Consider the following 2,267-nt stretch of genomic DNA (forward strand, 5'->3'; position numbering starts at 1 on the left):
AGCGTGGAAGGCGCCGGCGGCGGTGACGACAAGCACCGCAAGGGCTAGAATCAGGATGGGCGCCCGGCGAATGCTCTGCCTGATACGCGCAACCGAAACCAAACACCCTCTCCATCCCTTGGCGCATGACCAGGCAGACGCGGGAAAGTCATGCGCAAGCCGAAGCGCTACAGCATCCTAGCCGTCTTTGAAAGGATGCCTGGCGCCTTAAAGCGCGTCGCGCTGAAATGGATTCAGTCGACGCGCTTTAAGTCTTTGTTTTGATGCATGTCGTTCCCCCAAAACCGCTGCGCACTTTTGGGCGACATGCATTAGAGCGGCTCAGCTACCGCTTGCGGAGCCATTTGAGCACTTCCAGGCTCGGATAGCCATCCTGGGTCAAGCCGACCTTGGCCTGATAGGCCATGATGGCGGCCTTTGAGCCGTCGCCGATCTTGCCGTCGAACTTGCCGTCGTAATAGCCGTGCTCGGAAAGCCGCTTCTGCAGTTCCTGCCTTTCCTCGAAGGTGAGCTTGGTGAAGGGCCGCTGCCAGTCCTGCACAAGGCCGGTGCCGCCGGCGATCTCATCGGCGAGCAGGCCGACGGCCAAAGCGTATTTGTCGGCATTGTTGTAGGCCTTGATGACCGAGAAGTTCCTGATCATCAGGAAGGCGGGGCCGCCCCGGCCGTCCGGCACTTTCAGCGTCGCCTTGTCGGTCAGGTTCCTGAACGGCTTGCCATTGGCCCTGGCGACGCCGAGCGCCTGCCACTGCGCGATCGTCTTTGCGCCGCCGGGCAGCTTGCCGGCGGGTATGGTTACCTCATAGCCCCAGGTCTTGCCCGCCTGCCAGCCATTCTTTTTCAAAAGGTTGGCGGAGGTCGCCAGCGCGTCGGGGATCGAATTCCAGATGTCGCGCCTGCCGTTGCCGTCCATGTCGACCGCATAGCGCTGATAGCTGGTCGGAATGAACTGGGTCTGACCCATCGCGCCGGCCCAGGAGCCCATCAGATGGCTCTCGTCGATGTCGCCGGTCTGCAGGATCTTCAGCGCCGCGATCAACTGGGTGCGGGCATATTTCGAACGCTTGGGATCGCCATAGGCAAGGGTGGCCAGCGAACGGATGACGTTGCGCATGATGTCGTCGCGCTTGAGCGTCTCGCCATAATTCGATTCCATCGACCAGATGGCCAAAAGGATGTTGCGGTCGACACCGAACCGCGCCTCGATGCGGTCGAGCCACGGCTTCCATTTCCTCGCCATCGCCTGGCCGTTGGCCACCGCCTGGTCATGCACACGGTTGTCGAAATAGTCCCAGGCGGGCGCGGTGAATTCCGGCTGGGTGCGGGCCTTTTCCAGCACGACCGGATCGGGCTCGATGCCTCTCATGGATTGATCGTAGACAGCGCCCGAAACACCGCCCGCCACCGCGGTGGAGCGGAAGCCCGCGACCCATTGGCGGAACCCGGCATCGGCGAAAGCGGGACCGGCCGGCATCAGCAAGGCCAGCGTGAGGCCGGCGGCCGTTACCAGTGCCGTCAGGCGCCTCGCGGTGTTGCGAACGGACATTATTTCCTCCTTCGTCAAATCAGGAAGGATCATTCAACGCCGAACCGGGTTAGTATTTAGTTTACCATAGGTGCCGCCGGGAACGAAAAGAGGTATCGCGGCTTTAGCTCTCACATTCAACGCTTGCCGTTAATCCAACATTCCGGCGTGAAAATGATTCCGTCGTGAAAATGTTCGGGGGGATTGCGGAGCGTGCCGCCGAGCGGATAATTGGCTCAAACGCAGGGGTGTCAGCATGAAGCGCGTTCGCAAGGCAGTTTTCCCGGTGGCCGGCCTCGGCACGCGGTTCCTCCCGGCCACCAAGGCCATCCCGAAGGAGATGCTGACCGTCGTCGACCGGCCGGTCATCCAGTATGTGGTCGACGAGGCGCGCGAGGCCGGCATCGAGCATTTCATTTTCGTGACCGGACGTAACAAGGCGGTCATCGAAGACCATTTCGACGTCCAGTTCGAGCTCTATGACACGCTCGCCCAGCGCGGCAAGGACGACCAGTTGGCCCGCCTGCAGCGGTTGCAGCCGGCGCCGGGACAAACGAGCTTCACGCGCCAGCAGGTGCCGATGGGCCTCGGCCACGCCGTCTGGTGCGCCCGCGAGCTGGTCGGCAACGAGCCGTTCGCCTTGCTTTTGCCGGACATGATCATGCAGTCGGAAAAGAGCTGCATGAAGGACATGGTCGAGCTCTATGCCGAGACAGGCAACAACATCATCGCCGTGCAGGAA

The 2,267-nt window shown here is 61.7% G+C and carries 2 protein-coding genes; one reads left to right on the forward strand and one right to left on the reverse strand.

What is annotated here, in order from left to right; genetic code table 11:
- Positions 1-325 precede the first annotated feature (325 nt).
- Positions 326-1,546 (reverse strand): lytic murein transglycosylase, encoded by a 1,221-nt coding sequence (locus tag EOD07_RS31355; protein ID WP_127238039.1) that lies wholly within the window; start codon positions 1,544-1,546, stop codon positions 326-328.
- A 235-nt stretch (positions 1,547-1,781) separates the two neighbouring features.
- On the opposite strand from EOD07_RS31355, the gene EOD07_RS31360 reads away from it, so the two are divergent.
- Positions 1,782-2,267 (forward strand): UTP--glucose-1-phosphate uridylyltransferase (locus tag EOD07_RS31360; RefSeq protein WP_164772729.1); only part of this gene is annotated, 486 nt, incomplete at its 3' end.

Source organism: Mesorhizobium sp. M2C.T.Ca.TU.002.02.1.1 (assembly GCF_003997225.1).

Coding starts and splice junctions, on each gene's coding strand:
- EOD07_RS31355 (WP_127238039.1), bottom strand. CDS start 1,546: ATGTCCGTTCGCAACACCGCGAGGCGCCTGACGGCACTGGTAACGGCC.